The sequence below is a fragment of the Nonomuraea polychroma genome (genome assembly GCF_004011505.1).
Taxonomy (GTDB): domain Bacteria; phylum Actinomycetota; class Actinomycetes; order Streptosporangiales; family Streptosporangiaceae; genus Nonomuraea; species Nonomuraea polychroma.
In genome coordinates this window covers 5,311,068-5,326,353 of the sequence record NZ_SAUN01000001.1, presented here as the reverse complement: position 1 = coordinate 5,326,353, position 15,286 = coordinate 5,311,068, and the positions used below count along the sequence as shown (strand labels likewise).

Genomic DNA, 15,286 nt, shown 5'->3' with positions numbered 1-15,286 from the left:
TCAGGCCTCCATTCCGGTGTCGGCGGTCACGCCGGCTCGCCGCCGGTATTCCATGACGAGCTCGGGCAGCGCCGCGCCGCGTGGCCGCCGCCCCGGCCGGATGTCCGCCGACAGCGCCTTGACCTCCTGAATGTGGGAGTTGGGATCAAGGGAGATCGACGACAGCTCGTTGGCCGCGTCGCCCCTGGCCAGGCCGTTCGGCCCGAAGTGGAACGGCAGCCCGATCTGGTGGAGCGTGCGCCCGTTCAGGTGCAGCGGAGGGATCCGGTCGGTCACCAGCACCCTGGCCTCGATGGCGTTGCGTGCCGTGACGATCGTGGCCCAGTCGCCGTGCACCAGACCGCGTTCGGCGGCCAGCTCGGGGGAGATCTCGCAGAACATCTCCGGCTGAAGCTCGGCCAGGTACGGCGTGTGCCGGCTCATGCCGCCCGCGGTGAAGTGCTCGGTCAGCCGGTACGTCGTGACCACGTACGGGAAGACCGACGCCCCCGCCTCGTCCCCGCTCGGGTGATACCGGTTGTCCTCGTGCGGGTAGAGCCTGCGGGCCGGGTTGCGCTGGTGCCCGTACAGCGGGTTGGCCACCGGCGAGTCCTGCGGCTCGTAATGCGCCGGCAGCGGCCCGTCCACCACCCCGGTGGGCGTGAACAGCCACCCCTTGCCGTCGGCCTGCATGATGAACGGGTCGATGCCGGACAGCGCCGCCACACCCTGCGCACCCGGCGGCGGCCGGTAGTCCGGGCTCTTGTCCACCTCGAAGTCGGGCACGTCATAGCCGGTCCACCGGCTCCCGTCCCACCACACGAGTTTCTTGCGCTCGCTCCACGGGCTGCCGTCCGGCCTGGCCGAGGCCCGGTTGTAGAGGATGCGCCGGTTGGCCGGCCACGCCCACGCCCATTCGGCGGCGATCCAGTCCTGCTCGGCGCCCGGTCTGCGGCGGGCGGCCTGGTTGACGCCGTCGGCGCGCACGCCGCAGTAGATCCAGCAGCCGCACGCGGTGGAGCCGTCGTCCCGCAGCTCGGCGTAGCCGGACAGCGGCCGTCCCTGCGCGTCCCAGCCGTTGATCTCGGCCTGCACCGCCTCCGCGTCCGGCTCGGCCGTCGCGCCCGCGACCGGGTAGTCCCAGGTGAGGTCGAGCACAGGCCGGTCCATCGGGTCGAGCGAGTCGGCCAGCTTCTCCCGGATGATCCGCCCGAGGTGGTACATGAACCACAGGTCGCTGCGGGCGTCCCCCTCGGGCTCGACGGCCTGGTGGTGCCACTGCAGCAGCCGGTTGGTGTTGGTGAAGCTGCCGCTCTTCTCGGTGTGCGTGGCGGCGGGCAGGAAGAACACCTCGGTGCCGATGTCCTCGGTACGCAGCTCGCCCGTCTCGATCTCCGGCCCGTCCTTCCACCACGTGGCACTCTCGATCATGGTGAGGTCGCGTACCACCAGCCAGTCCAGCTTCGCCATCCCGAGGCGCTGCATCCTGGCGTTGGCCGACCCGACCGCCGGGTTCTCGCCGAGCAGGATGTAGCCCTTACAGGTGCCGTCCAGCTGCGCCAGCACCGTGTCGTACGTGCTGTGCGACCCCGTCAGCCGCGGCAGGTAGCCGAAGGCGAAGTCGTTGTCCGGCCGCGCCGCCTCGCCCCACCACGCCTTGAGCAGGCTCACCAGATAGGCGGGCATGTTGGCCCAGAATCCCTTGGGCGGGGAGTCGGCGTGCAGGAAGTCGCGCAGCCGCTCGTGCTCGTGCGCGTACGGCATCGGGATGTAGCCCGGCAGCAGGTTGAACAACGTCGGGATGTCGCTGGAGCCCTGGATGCTGGCGTGCCCGCGCAGCGCCTGGATGCCGCCGCCCGGCCGGCCGATGTTGCCCAGCAGCAGCTGCAGGATGCTCGCCGCGCGGATGAACTGCGAGCCGTCGCTGTGCTGCGTCCAGCCCACCGCGTACACGAACTCGGCCGTCTTGTCGGGGCCGGAGTTCTCCGTCAGGTGCCGGCACACCTCCTCGAACAGCCGGCGCGGCACCCCGCAGGTCTGCTCCACCATCTCCGGGGTGTAGCGGGCGAAGTGGCGGCGCAGGACTTGCAGGACGCAGCGCGGGTGCCGCAGCGTCTCGTCGCGCTGCGGCGTGCCGTCCATCGGCGCGCCGAGGCTGCCCTGCGCCTCCGCGCGGCCCGCCCGCCGCTCGAAGTCCTGGTCCCTGGCGCCGGCCGCGGGGACCACTTCCATGCCCTCGTACTGCCAGGTGCCGTGGTCGTAGGTGTGGTCCTCGGGATTGAAACCGGAGAACAGGCCGTCGAGGTCCTCGGCGTCGCGGTAGTCCTCGCGCAGGATGGTGGCCGCGTTGGTGTAGTCGACCACGTACTCGCGGAAGTACAGCTCGTTCTCCAGGACGTGGTTGATGATCCCGCCGAGGAAGGCCACGTCGGAGCCGGCCCGGATGGGCACGTGCAGGTCGGCCAGTGCGCTGGTGCGGGTGAACCGCGGATCCACATGGATGATCACCGCACCGCGCGCCTTGGCCTCCATCACCCACTGGAAGCCCACGGGGTGGGCCTCGGCGAAGTTGGAGCCCTGGATGACCACGCAGTCGGAGTGCTGCAGGTCCTGCATGAACGTGGTGGCGCCGCCCCGCCCGAACGACGTGCCGAGTCCCACCACGGTCGAGCTGTGGCACACGCGGGCCTGGTTCTCGATCTGCACCACGCCGAGCGCCGTCAGCAGCTTCTTGATGAGGTAGTTCTCCTCGTTGTCCAGCGTGGCGCCGCCCAGGCTCGCGATGCCCATCGTCCGGGCGGTGCGCCGGCCGTCCCGCTCCTGCTCCCAGGTCTCACGGCGGGTGGCGATGATCCGGTCGGCCACCATGTCCATGGCCGTGTCCAGGTCGATCTCCTGCCAGTCCGTCGCGCCCGGCGGCCGGTGGAGCGCCTTGTGCCGCCGTGACGAGCCAGTGGTGAGCTGGAGGCTGGCCGCGCCCTTGGGGCAGAGCCGTCCTCTGCTGACCGGCGAGTCGGGGTCGCCCTCGATCTGGACGACCTTCCCCTCCCGTACGTACACGTTCTGGGCGCAGCCCACCGCGCAGTACGGGCACACCGACTTGACCACCCGTTCGGCGTCGGACGTCCGCGCCCGCAGCTTCTCCGTACGGGCGGACTTCACCGCCTGCCCCCGACCGTAGCGGTCCCTGCCGGTCAGCTGCCGCAGCAGCGGCCACGCGAAATCCATGACACCCCCCGATGTCCCTGGTCCGACTCTTGCCCGGACCGGACAGAGCGAAAACCCAGGTCAAAGGGGGTCAGAAGACGCGCGAGGCGGCCTCGTCCCACGCGCCGGCGTCACCGGACGGCTCGTAGCGGCGCAGCGGCTCGGCCGCGGCCACCAGCGAACGCATCTCCGCCAGGTCGGAGACCAGCCCCGCGGCGCGTGCCTGCACGAGCACGTTGCCGAACGTGGTCGCCTCCGCCGGGCCGGCCACCACCGGCAGCCCGCAGGCGTCCGCGGTCAGCCGGCACAGCAGCTCGTTGCGGGACCCGCCGCCCACCAGGTGCACGACCTCGACGTCGCGCCCCGACAGCTCGACCGCCTGCCGGATGGCCTGCCGGTGCCCGAGTGCCAGGCTCTCCAGCACGCACCGCACGTACGCCGCCGGGGTGGCCGGCGGGCGCTGCCCGGTGCGGCGGCACTCGGCCGCGATCCTGGCCGGCATGTCGCCCGGCGGCAGGAACACCGGCTCGTCGGGGTTGACCACGGCCGCGAACGGCCGCTCGCCCGACGCCGCCTTCAGCAGATCGCTCAGGTCGGAGCCCGGCCAGGCGCGCAGGCACTCCTGCAGCAGCCACAACCCCATGACGTTGCGGAGGTAGCGGACGGTGCCGTCGATGCCGGCCTCGTTGGTGAAGTTCGCGGCGCGGCTCTCCGGGGTCAGCACCGGCCCCGGGAGCTCCACCCCGGCCAGCGACCACGTGCCGCAGGAGACGTACGCGAACGCCGGGCCGGTGGCGGGCACGGCGGCGACGGCCGAGGCCGTGTCGTGCGAGCCCACCGCCCTGACGGGCGCGGACCAGCCGATCTCGGCGGCCACGTCGCGGCGCAGCCCGCCGACCGCCTCGCCGGGGTGCCGCAGCGGCGGGAAGATCCCGGCCGGCAGGCCCAGCCGCTCGATCAGCGGCTGCGCCCACGTCCTGGTCCGTACGTCGAGCAGGCCCGTCGTCGAGGCGTTGGTCACCTCCGCGCCCGCCTCGCCGGTCAGCCAGTAGCCGATCAGATCGGGGATCAACAGCATCGTGGCCGCCTGGTCCAGCCGATCGGCCAGCAGCTGGTAGATCGTGTTGAACGGCAGCACCTGCAGCCCGGACACGTCGTACAGCGTCTCGGCCCCGATCTCTTCGGCCACTCGCTCGGCCACGCCGTGCGTACGGTCGTCGCGATAGTGCACCGGATTGCCCAGCAGCGCGCCGGACTCGTCCAGCAGCCCGTAGTCGACCGCCCACGAATCCACGCCGATCGACGACACCGGGCCCGCGGCGCGCAGGCCCGTCAGGATCTCCCGGTAGAGGCCCAGGATGTCCCAGTAGAGGCGGCCGGCCACACGTACCGGGCCATTGGGAAATCGATGCGCCTCCGTCAGCTTCAACCCGTCGGACAGATCGGCCAGCATCACCCGGCCACTGGAGGCGCCGAGGTCCACGGCGGCGAAACGGCGGCTCACTGCGTCGACTCCCTCGCGACAAGCTCCGGCTGGAACATGATGTGCTGGTGGGCGTGCGTCTCCGGATTGTCGCACTCGTCCAGCAGCAACTCGGTGGCGATGCGGCCGAGCTGATAGGTGGGCTGGCGCATCGAGCTCAGCGACACCGTCGAGGCGGCGGCGAAGTCGATGTCGTCGTAGCCCATCAGCGCCACGTCCTCCGGCACCCGCACTCCGGACCGCAGCAGCGCGCGCAGCACGCCGAGCGCGAGCAGGTCGTTGGCGCAGAACACGGCCTCGGGCAGGGGGCCACCGGACATCAGCTCGGCGGCCGCCTTCTCGCCCGAGCGGGCCGTCATGGTCGCCGTCTCCACCACCCGCAGTTCCGCGGGGTCGAGCCCGGCGGACCGCATGGCCGCCTTGGCGCCCTCCCGGCGCTCCACACACTGCCGGATCGTCAGCGGTCCGGTGACGTAAGCGACGCTCCGCGCGCCCTTGGACAGCAGGTGCGCGACGGCGGCCCGGCCGCCCGCCACGTCGTCCACGGCGACCGCGCACTGGTCGGGCCGGTGCGCCGGATGGTCGACCAGCACCACGCTGATGCCGTGCTCGCGCAGCCGGTCGAGCCTGGCCGGGTCCTCTCCGGACGGGGTGATCAGCACGCCGCGCACCCGGTGCTCGGCCAGCACCCGCAGATTGCGGTCCTCCTTGTCCTGCGAGCCCGCGGAGTTGCCCAGGATGACGGCGTAGCCCAGCTCGCTGGCCACGTCCTCGACCCCGGCCGCCACCTCCGTGAAGAACGGGTTGCCGATGTCGATCACGCTCAGGCCGATCGTCCTGCTGTGCCCCGCACGCAGCGTCGAGGCCGAGCCGTGCCGGACGAACCCCAGCTCGCTGATGGCCGCCTCCACCCGCTCCCGCGTCGCGGGCGCGACTTTGGCCGGCCGGTTCAGTACGTTGGAGACCGTGCCGGGGGAGACGCCGGCGTGCGCGGCGACGTCCTTGATGCTGACCATGGCCATGGAGCCCAATTAAAACGTACAAACGCGCGCGACGCCACATGGCCACGGGTCCACCAGGCAGCGCAGGGGGATCGGGCGGCAAGCTGCTGCGGGCCCTCGGGCCGCATGCCCGCCGGGGACGACGAAGCCGCCTCTCCGGCATTGAATCGGTTCACCGGCAGGCAGGCCCGCACGTGCATCCGGTAGCGGCTGCGAGGATGGGCCTCGAGGGTGATTTCCGCTGCCTGACCAGCGACTACCCTCTCGCCATGACCTAAAGGTCTTGTGCGGCAGGCCTGATGAACGTTTTAATCCCCCGTAAACGTAGGCGTAACACGCTGTGGGCGCTAACAGTTATGCGAAAGGCAGGCTCATGCCGGATGTCATCGCCTATGGCGGGGACTGGAATCCCGAGCAGTGGCCCGAGGAGACGTGGGAGCAGGACGTCGCGCTGATGCGCGAGGCCGGCGTCAACAGGGTCAGCGTCGGGATCTTCTCCTGGTCGATGCTGGAGCCCGTGGAGGGGGTGTTCGACTTCGACTGGTTAGACCGGGTGATGGACCTGCTGGCCGCGAACGGCATCCAGGCCAACCTGTCCACCCCGACGGCCTCTCCGCCGCCGTGGTTCTCCGACGCGTACCCCGAGGCGCTGCCGGTGGACGCCGACGGGCGGCGGCTCTACCACGGCAGCAGGCAGGGCTTCTGCCCCAGCTCGCCGATCTACCGCGAGAAGGCGCTGCGGATCGCCGAGCAGGTGGCCCTGCGCTACCGCGACCACCCGGCGCTGGTCCTGTGGCACGTGCACAACGAGTACGGCTGCCACAACGCCCGCTGCTACTGCGACACCTCCGCCGCGGCGTTCCGCGCCTGGCTGCGCAACCGCTACGCCTCCCTGGACGAGCTCAACGACGCCTGGGGAACGGCCTTCTGGTCGCAGCGCTACAGCGACTGGGCCCAGATCGTGCCGCCCCGCGCCACCCCCAGCTTCCCCAATCCGGGGCAGCAGCTCGACTTCCGCAGGTTCAGCTCCGACGCGCTCGTCGAGCTGTACGTCGCCGAGCGCGACCTGCTGAAGTCGATCACCCCGGACGTGCCCGCGACCACGAACCTGATGGCGGGCGCGCACTGGGACATGGACTGCTGGTCCTTCGCCGCCGAGCTCGACGTGGTCTCCACCGACCACTACCTGATCGGTGCCCGCGCCGAGCCGCACATCGACCTGGCCTTCGCCGCCGACTACGCGCGTTCGCTGAACGGCGGGCGGCCCTGGCTGCTGATGGAGCACTCCACCAGCGCCGTCAACTGGCAGCCGCGCAACCTCGCCAAGGTCCCCGGCGAGCTGCGCCGCAACTCGCTGCAGCACCTGGCCAGGGGCGCGGACGGGATCATGTTCTTCCAGTGGCGGGCCTCCCGCGCCGGCGCCGAGAAGTGGCACTCGGCGATGCTGCCGCACGCCGGGCCCAACACCAAGATCTTCCGTGAGGTCACCGCGCTCGGGGCCGAGCTGGCCGGGCTCTCCGACGTCGTGGGCAGCACCGTCAAGGCCGACGTGGCGATCCTGCTCGACCACTCCAGCGTGTGGGCCCAGGACCATCCCGCCCAGCCGACGGCGGACCTGGATCCGGTCGAGGAGACCAAGCGCTGGCACGCCGCGTTGTGGCGGGCGGGCATCACCTGTGACCTGGCCCGGCCGGAGTCGGATCTGTCTGGCTATCGCCTGGTGCTGGTGCCCGCGCTCTATCTGGTGAGCGACGCGGGAGCGGCCAACCTGGAGGACTTCGTCCGCCGGGGCGGGGTCGCGCTCGTGGGGCCGTACAGCGGGATCGTGGACGATCATGACCGGGTGCGGCTGGGCGGCTACCCGGGGGCGTGGCGTGACCTGCTCGGGGTCACGGTCGAGGAGTTCTTCCCCCTGGAGCGGCCGATCCGGCTGGCCTCCGGGGCGACCGGGACCGTGTGGAGCGAACTGGCGCACGCCGGCGGGGCGAAGGTCCTGGACACGTACGCCACGGGTGAACCTGCCTGGACCCGCAACGCATGGGGCGACGGGACCGCGCACTACCTGACCACCCGGCTGGACGACGGGGCGCTGGCCGAGGTCGTGGCCGCCGTCTGCGCCGAGGCCGGCGTCGAGCCCGTGGCCGAGGCGGGTCCGGGGGTGGAGGTGGTGCGGCGCTCGCACCCCGGCGGCCGCTCGTTCCTGTTCGCGATCAACCACACGGGCGAGGACGCCGTGGTGACGACGCCGGCCGGCGACAAGGTCACCGTCCCGGCCGGCGACGCCTTGGTCCTGCCCGGCTGACCCCGTTCCCCACCCCCGATGCTCCGCCCACCGCACGGCCCACGCCGCGCCGCCTGACTTGCCGCCTCGCCCGCTCGACCGTCCAGCACTGCCGCGTCATGCTGCGTGCGCCGAGGTGGGCGGTGGCGCAGGGGCTGTGCGGTCTGAGCCGGGTGTGGTGGGCGGCGGCCTCGTCCGCCGTTTGTCATGCGTGGCGGGAAAGCGCTTCCCAGGAAGCGGGCCCGTCCGGCGAATCACCCCCCAAGGGCGCGTTCGAGCGCCCACGTACCAACGGAGGTGCACCCCCAATGTCCGAAATTTCGCGACGTGATGCATTAAAGGGAATGGCCGTCGCCGGTGCGGCCGTGCCGCTGGCCTCGATGCTCGAGTCGCCGGCCCTGGCCGCACTGGACATCCCCGACGTCAGCCTGCGCTGGCTCGAAGGCAAACCCGCCGAGGCCCCCGGCACCACCTGGGGCGTCCCGTGGCCCAAGGGCACGGTGCCCAAGGAGCAGCAGTTCGCGCTCACCGCCGCCGACGGCGCGGCCGTGCCCGTGCAGACGTGGCCGCTGGCGTACTGGCCGGACGGCTCGCTCAAGTGGACGGCCCACGCCGCGGGCCCCGGCACGCCCGTCGCCGAGACGTACACGCTGCGCCCCGGCACCGCGGCCGCGCTCGCCAAGCCGGTCACGGTCAAGGACGAGAAGCAGTACGTGGACGTGGACACCGGCGTCATCCGGGTCCGCGTCCGCAAGAACGGCGGCGAACTGATCTCCCAGATCTGGCGCGGGGAGACCGAGATCGCCCGCAAGGGCCAGCTGGTCAGCCTCCGGCAGGGCAAGATCGACGACGGTGACGACCGCACCACCGAAGTGGACTCCTACCTCAGCGACATCGCCAAGGTCGAGGTCGAGCAGTCCGGCCCGGTGCGCGCCGTGGTGCGGATCGAGGGCCGCCACACCTCCAAGAAGGGCAAGTCCTGGCTGCCGTTCACGATCCGGCTGTACTTCTACGCCGGCGCGGAGAGCGTGCGCATGGTCCACACGTTCGTGTTCGACCGCGACGGCCAGCACGACTTCGTCGCCGGCCTCGGCGTGCGCTTCCGCGTCCCGATGCGCGACGAGGCCTACAACCGGCACATCCGCTTCGTCGGCGACGGGCACGGCCAGCTCGGCGAGGCCGTCAAGGGCATCACGGGCCTGCGCCGCGACCCCGGCCTGGCGGTGCGCAAGGCGCAGGTCGCCGGTCAGAAGCTGCCGGACGTCGCCACCTGGGACACCCGGGTGAGCAGCCGTCTCCACCTCATTCCCGACTGGGGCGACTACACCCTCTCCCAGCTGTCCTCCGAGGGCTTCACACTGAAGAAGCGCACCAAGAAGGGGTATGGCTGGGTTCCGATCGACCAGGGCAAGCGGGCCTCGGGATTCGGCTACGTGGGCGGCGTGAGCGGCGGCTTCGCGTTCGGCATGCGGGACTTCTGGCAGCGCCACCCCACCCAGCTCGACATCCGCGACGCCGCCTCCGAGGAGGCCGAGGTCACGGTCTGGATGTGGTCGCCCGAGGCCGGGCCCATGGACACCCGCTTCTACCACGACGGTCTCGGCCAGGACACCTACCCCGAGCAGATCGAGGGCCTCAACATCACCTACGAGGACTACGAGCCCGGCTTCGGCACGCCGCTCGGCATCGCGCGTACGACCGAGCTGACCTTCTGGGCCCTGGCCGCCACGCCCGACGCCGCGCGGCTCGGCGCGATGGCCGACGCCGTGCGCACGCCGCCGCTGATCATCGCCCCGCCCGAGCACCTGGCCGCGGCGAAGGTGTTCGGCGGCCTGTTCAGCCCGGTCGACCGGTCCACCCCGGAGAAGAAGACGATCGAGGACCGGCTCGACTTCCTCTTCGACTACTACAAGAAGCAGGTCGAGCAGCGTCACTGGTACGGCTTCTGGGACTACGGCGACATCATGCACACGTTCGACGAGGACCGGCGCGTGTGGCGTTACGACATCGGCGGCTACGCCTGGGACAACTCCGAGCTCTCGCCGGACCTGTGGCTCTGGTACGCGTACCTGCGCTCCGGCCGGGCCGACGTCTTCAGGTTCGCCGAGGCGATGACCCGGCACACCGGCGAGGTGGACGTCTACCATTTGGGCCCGTGGGCGGGACTGGGCACCCGGCACAACGTGCAGCACTGGGGGTGCAGCGCCAAGCAGCAGCGCATCTCGACCGCCGTCTATCGCCGGATCTTCTACTTCCTGACCGCCGACGAGCGCACCGGGGACCTGATGCGGGCCCTGGTGGACTCCGACAAGACGTTCATGGCGCTCGACCCGCTGCGGAAGATCCGTACGGCGCCGTACACGCCGAACCCGGAGGCCCTGGCCATCGGCCTCGGCACCGACTGGAGCGGCCTGGCCGCCGCCTGGCTCACCGAGTGGGAGCGCGGCGGCGACCCGATCGCCGAGAAGAAGCTCAAGGCCACGATGCGGACCATCGCGGCCATGCCCAACGGCTTCGTCACCGGCGAGGGCCTCTACAACATCAACACCGGCGAGTTCGCGCCTGCCGCGAAGAAGGTGTCGGTGTCCCACCTGTCGGCCATGTTCGGGCAGGTCGAGATCTGTGCCGAGCTGATCGATCTGATCGACATGCCGGACTTCGAGAAGGCGTGGCTGCAGTATTGCCGGCTGTTCAACGCGACCAGGGCCGAGCAGAGCGCCGAGACCGGGGCCCACTTCGGCAACCTCATCCTCAAGCAGGGCCACTCCAGGCTCACGGCGTACGCGGCGGTCCGGCTGAAGCGCGACGACCTCGCCACCCGCGCCTGGACGGAGTTCCGCACCGGCGACGGGTACGCCCCGACCCTGCCGTGGAAGTCCGAGAAGGTCACCACCACGCTGAATCCCACCGACGAGGCGGCCTGGATCTCGACCAACACCACCGCCCTGTACGGCCTGGCCGCCATCCAGAACCTGGCCCTTGTGGGCAACAAGCTGCCCACCTGACTCCGCCACTGTCTCGCCGTGTACCACCGCCTGCCCGTCCTGCGCCGCGTGTCGCGGGCCGGGCAGGGCGGCCGTCCGCATGCCGGGGCCGGTCCGAGGTGGGCATTAAAACGTGTCACCGCCCCGGTGGACCGCCTGTTCAAGCCGGAGGCCGGTGTCGCATTGACAGCGGGCACCAGGAATCATAGTTTCCTGACACGACGCATTAAAACGTTTTGAAGGGAGTGCCAGTGCAACGCGTCTGCTTCCTCCTGAAAGTCCGCCCAGAGCGGCTGGCGGAGTACCGGGAACGCCACCAGAACGTCTGGCCGGAGATGCGAGAGGCGCTGTCGCGCACCGGCTGGCACAACTACTCGCTCTTCCTCAGGGACGACGGGCTGCTCGTGGGCTACCTGGAGACCGAGGACTTCGAGGCCGCCAAGAAGGCCATGGCCGAGACGGAGGTCAACGCCCGCTGGCAGGCCGAGATGGCGCCCTTCTTCGAGGACCTGGACGGCCGCCCCGACGAGGGCATGGCGCCGCTGACCGAAGTGTTCCACCTGGATTGATCGGGGAGTCATGACTGACATCAAGGCCGCGCTACGCGCGCAGCACATCGAGACGCCGTCCTGGGCGTACGGCAACAGCGGCACGAGGTTCAAGGTCTTCGCGCAGCAGGGCGTGCCGCGCGACCCGTACGAGAAGCTCGCCGACGCCGCCCAGGTGCACGCCTACACGGGGATCGCGCCCACGGTCGCGCTGCACATCCCGTGGGACAAGGTGGACGACTACGCCGACCTGGCCCGGCACGCCAAGGACCTGGGCGTCGGCATCGGAGCGATCAACTCCAACGTCTTCCAGGACGACGACTACAAGCTCGGCAGCGTCACCAACCCGTCCGCGCGGATCCGCCGCAAGGCCACCGACCACCTGCTCGAGTGCGTGGACATCATGGACGCCACCGGCTCGGACACGCTCAAGCTGTGGTTCTCCGACGGCATCAACTACCCGGGCCAGGACGACATCCGCGCCCGCCAGGACCGGCTGGCCGAGTCCCTGGCCGAGGTGTACGAGCGCCTGGGCGAGGGCCAGCGTTTCCTGCTGGAGTACAAGCTGTTCGAGCCCGCCTTCTACGCCACCGACGTGCCCGACTGGGGCACCGCCTACGCGCACTGCGTCAAGCTCGGCCCCAAGGCCCAGGTGGTCGTGGACACCGGGCACCACGCGCCGGGCACCAACATCGAGTTCATCGTGGCGTTCCTGCTGCGCGAGGGCAAGCTCGGCGGCTTCGACTTCAACTCCCGCTTCTACGCCGACGACGACCTCATGGTGGGGGCGGCGGACCCGTTCCAGCTGTTCCGCATCATGTTCGAGGTGCTGCGCGGCGGCGGGTTCGACCCCGCGGCCAATGTGGCGTTCATGCTCGACCAGTGCCACAACCTCGAGCCCAAGATCCCCGGCCAGATCCGCTCGGTCATGAACGTTCAGGAGGCCACCGCCAAGGCGCTGCTGGTCGACCGGGACGCGCTGGCCGCCGCGCAGGCCGAGGGCGACGTGCTCGGCGCCAACGCCGTCTTCATGGACGCCTACAACACCGACGTGCGGCCGCTGCTCGCCGAGCTGCGGGACGAGATGGGCCTCGCGCCCGACCCGATGGCCGCGTACGCCAAGTCCGGATATTTCGAGAAGATCGCCGCCGAGCGCGTCGGCGGCACGCAGGCCGGCTGGGGGGCCTGAAGCACCATGGATGTCATCAACGAACTGCTGGAACGCTCGCACCGCCTGGGAGCCGACCCGCGCAACACCAACTTCGCCGGCGGCAACACCTCGGCCAAGGGCAGCGAGCCCGACCCGGTGACCGGCGAGGACGTCGAGCTGCTCTGGGTCAAGGGCTCCGGCGGCGACCTGGGCACGCTCAAGGCATCCGGCCTGGCCGTGCTGCGCCTGGACCGGCTGCGCGCGCTCAAGGGCGTCTACCCCGGCGTCGAGCGCGAGGACGAGATGGTCGCCGCGTTCGACTACTGCCTGCACGGCAAGGGCGGGGCCGCGCCGTCGATCGACACGGCCATGCACGGCCTGGTCGAGGCGGGTCACGTCGACCACCTGCACCCCGACGCGGGCATCGCCATCGCCACCGCCGCCGACGGCGAGGAGCTGACCAGGCGCATCTTCGGCGACCGGGTGGTGTGGGTGCCGTGGCGGCGTCCCGGCTTCCAGCTCGGCCTGGACATCGCCGCGATCAAGGACGCCAACCCGCAGGCGATCGGCTGCATCCTCGGCGGCCACGGCATCACCGCCTGGGGCGCCACGTCCGAGGAGTGCGAGTCCCGCTCGCTGGAGATCATCCGCACCGCGGAGGCGTACCTGGCCGAGCACGGCCGCCCAGACCCGTTCGGCTCGGTCGTCTACGACACGCTGGCCGAGGCCGAGCGGCACGCCCGCGCGGCCGCGCTGTTCCCGGTCATCCGCGGCCTGGCCTCCACCGACGTGCGCACGGTCGGCCACTACACCGACACGCCTGAGGTGCTGGACTTCGTCTCCTGCGCCGAGCACCCGAGGCTGGCCGCGCTGGGCACGTCCTGCCCGGACCACTTCCTGCGCACGAAGGTCGCGCCGCTGGTGCTCGACCTGCCGCCGGACGCGCCGCTGGAGCAGGCGGTCGAGCGGCTGCGCGAGCTGCACGCCGCCTACCGCGAGGAGTACACCGCCTACTACGACCGGCACGCCACCCCGGACTCGCCGCCGATGCGCGGCGCGGACCCGGCGATCGTGCTGGTGCCGGGCGTCGGCATGTTCTCCTTCGGCAAGGACAAGCAGACCGCCCGGGTGGCCGGCGAGTTCTACGTCAACGCCATCAACGTCATGCGCGGCGCCGAGTCCGTCTCCACCTACGCGCCCATCCCCGAGTCGGAGAAGTTCCGCATCGAGTACTGGGAGCTGGAGGAGGCCAAGCTCCGCCGCATGCCCAAGCCCAAGCCGCTGGCCACGCGCGTGGCGCTGATCACCGGCGGCGGCTCGGGCATCGGCGCGGCCACCGCCCGCCGCCTGGCGGCCGAGGGCGCCTGCGTGGTGATCGCCGACCGCGACCTGGGCGCCGCCGAGAAGGTGGCCGCCGAGATCGGCGCCGCCGCGTACCGCGTGTCCGACGTGGCCGTGGCCGTCGGCGTGGACGTCACCTCCGAGGATCAGGTCGTCGCCGCGGTACGCGCGGGCGTGCTGGCCTTCGGCGGCGTGGACCTGGTCGTCAACAACGCCGGCCTGTCGTTGTCGCGCGCGCTGCTGGAGACCACCCTCGCGGACTGGGACCTGCAGCACGACGTCATGGCGCGCGGCTCGTTCCTGGTCTCCCGCGAGACCGCCCGGGTGATGATCGACCAGTCCATGGGCGGCGACATCATCTACATCTCCTCCAAGAACGCCGTCTTCGCCGGCCCGAACAACGTCGCCTACGGCGCCGCCAAGGCCGACCAGGCCCACCAGGTCCGGCTGCTCGCGGCCGAGCTGGGCGCGCACGGCGTGCGCGTCAACGGCGTCAATCCCGACGGCGTGGTCCGCGGCTCCGGCATCTTCGCCTCCGGCTGGGGCGCCAACCGCGCGAAGGTCTACGGGGTCGAGGAGGAGAAGCTCGGTGAGTTCTACGCGCAGCGCACGTTGCTCAAGCGCGAGGTGCTGCCCGAGCACGTGGCCGCGGCCGTCTTCGCCCTCACCGGCGGCGACCTGACCCACACCACGGGCCTGCACATCCCGGTGGACGCCGGCGTGGCCGCCGCCTTCCTGCGTTAGGAGTAGGCGGCCACCATCCCGACCAGCATCCCCGCGACGCCGGCCGCCGTGATCAGCCAACCTCCGATCACGGCGGCCCGCCGTCGCCTGCGCGCGCCCGCCCAGTACATGATCACGTACGGCAGGAATCCCAGCCCGCCGAACCCGACCGCCGGCAACGTCAGAGCGGCGAGCACGCCCATCGTCCCGGCCGGAGCGGCCCGATCCCCTTCGGGCGTGAGCTGCGCGCGCTTGACGTCCCCGGCCGAGGAGTCGGGTGAGGCGTCCACCGGCATGGGCGCCCCGCCCGTGTCGGAGGTGAACATCCCCTTGCAGTCGTAGCGTCCCTCGCCCAGGTCCTCGCACGAGATCACCTGCAGCGTGCCCGGCGTGCCGATCCGGCCGGTGGCGAGCTGGAGGTCCCGGACCGCGAACACCATCGGCAGCAGACACACCCCGAGCCAGAGCAGCACGAGGATGACCTTCCCCACGCGCCCGGGGTCTCCACCTCCAGGTGTGACGTACTGCACATCGGACAAGAAATCGCTCATAGGCTCATCATTCTGCCTGCGACTTGGGTTTCACCTGC

At 71.0% G+C, this 15,286-nt stretch carries 9 protein-coding genes; 5 read left to right on the top strand and 4 right to left on the bottom strand.

What is annotated here, in order from left to right; genetic code table 11:
* From fdh to EDD27_RS24275, 3 genes are all read right to left on the bottom strand, one after another.
* On the bottom strand, positions 1–3,207 hold the full coding sequence (fdh, locus tag EDD27_RS24285; protein WP_127934422.1) for a formate dehydrogenase: 3,207 nt from the start codon (positions 3,205–3,207) through the stop codon (positions 1–3).
* A 70-nt stretch (positions 3,208–3,277) separates the two neighbouring features.
* Positions 3,278–4,690: a rhamnulokinase gene (locus EDD27_RS24280; protein ID WP_127934421.1), complete on the bottom strand. Its 1,413-nt coding sequence runs from the start codon at positions 4,688–4,690 to the stop codon at positions 3,278–3,280.
* Positions 4,687–5,691 (bottom strand): LacI family DNA-binding transcriptional regulator, encoded by a 1,005-nt coding sequence (locus tag EDD27_RS24275; RefSeq protein ID WP_127934420.1) that lies wholly within the window; start codon positions 5,689–5,691, stop codon positions 4,687–4,689. Before EDD27_RS24275 ends, EDD27_RS24280 begins: the two co-directional genes overlap by 4 nt.
* 352 nt (positions 5,692–6,043) lie before the next feature.
* Here EDD27_RS24275 and EDD27_RS24270 point away from each other — a divergent pair, with 352 nt between their 5' ends.
* The 5 genes from EDD27_RS24270 (at position 6,044) to EDD27_RS24250 (ending at position 14,718) form a co-directional block, all read left to right on the top strand.
* A complete protein-coding gene (locus EDD27_RS24270; RefSeq protein WP_127934419.1) occupies positions 6,044–7,972 on the top strand; it encodes a beta-galactosidase in 1,929 nt (642 codons plus the stop codon).
* Positions 7,973–8,070: 98 nt separating this feature from the next.
* Positions 8,071–10,956 carry an exo-rhamnogalacturonan lyase family protein gene (locus EDD27_RS24265; protein WP_338324662.1) on the top strand — a complete coding sequence of 962 codons (2,886 nt, stop codon included), beginning with the start codon at positions 8,071–8,073 and terminating at the stop codon, positions 10,954–10,956.
* Positions 10,957–11,186: 230 nt separating this feature from the next.
* A complete protein-coding gene (locus EDD27_RS24260) occupies positions 11,187–11,504 on the top strand; it encodes an L-rhamnose mutarotase (RefSeq protein ID WP_127934417.1) in 318 nt (105 codons plus the stop codon).
* Between the two features lie 10 nt (positions 11,505–11,514).
* Entirely contained in the window at positions 11,515–12,672 is a 1,158-nt protein-coding gene (gene rhaI / locus EDD27_RS24255) for an L-rhamnose isomerase (protein ID WP_127934416.1), read from the top strand.
* A 6-nt stretch (positions 12,673–12,678) separates the two neighbouring features.
* On the top strand, positions 12,679–14,718 hold the full coding sequence (locus EDD27_RS24250; protein WP_127934415.1) for a bifunctional aldolase/short-chain dehydrogenase: 2,040 nt from the start codon (positions 12,679–12,681) through the stop codon (positions 14,716–14,718).
* Here the strand turns inward: EDD27_RS24250 and EDD27_RS24245 are convergent.
* Positions 14,715–15,248: a hypothetical protein gene (locus tag EDD27_RS24245; protein ID WP_241564224.1), complete on the bottom strand. Its 534-nt coding sequence runs from the start codon at positions 15,246–15,248 to the stop codon at positions 14,715–14,717. The two genes, EDD27_RS24250 and EDD27_RS24245, sit on opposite strands and share 4 nt — an antisense overlap.
* Positions 15,249–15,286 lie beyond the last annotated feature (38 nt).